Source organism: Pseudomonas sp. R11F (assembly GCF_050312575.1).
GTDB lineage: Bacteria > Pseudomonadota > Gammaproteobacteria > Pseudomonadales > Pseudomonadaceae > Aquipseudomonas > Aquipseudomonas palleroniana.
The window spans coordinates 1-333 of record NZ_JBNPJU010000018.1 but is presented as its reverse complement, the minus strand read 5'-3'; the positions used below and the strand labels follow the sequence as shown (position 1 = coordinate 333).

At 53.8% G+C, this 333-nt stretch carries 3 tRNA genes; all 3 read left to right on the top strand.

What is annotated here, in order from left to right:
• Nucleotides 1–77, top strand: a tRNA-Pro gene (locus ACQRBV_RS05185).
• Nucleotides 78–82: 5 nt separating this feature from the next.
• Nucleotides 83–158: transfer RNA gene (locus ACQRBV_RS05180), tRNA-Lys, on the top strand.
• A 94-nt stretch (nt 159–252) separates the two neighbouring features.
• Nucleotides 253–329 (top strand) — tRNA-Pro (locus tag ACQRBV_RS05175).
• Nucleotides 330–333 lie beyond the last annotated feature (4 nt).

The following is a 333-nucleotide window of genomic DNA, read 5'->3' as shown; positions in this document are numbered from 1 at the left end:
CGGGGTATAGCGCAGTCCGGTAGCGCGCCTGCTTTGGGAGCAGGATGTCGGGAGTTCGAATCCCCCTACCCCGACCATATTTGGGTCGTTAGCTCAGTTGGTAGAGCAGTTGGCTTTTAACCAATTGGTCGTAGGTTCGAATCCCACACGACCCACCATTTTTGAGACCAGTTAATCCTGGAATCGAATCTTAAGATCAGAGGCCAAAAGCACTGATCGAAGAAGGCGACTGAAAGGTCGCCTTTCTTTTACCGGGGTATAGCGCAGTCCGGTAGCGCGCCTGCTTTGGGAGCAGGATGTCGGGAGTTCGAATCCCCCTACCCCGACCATATT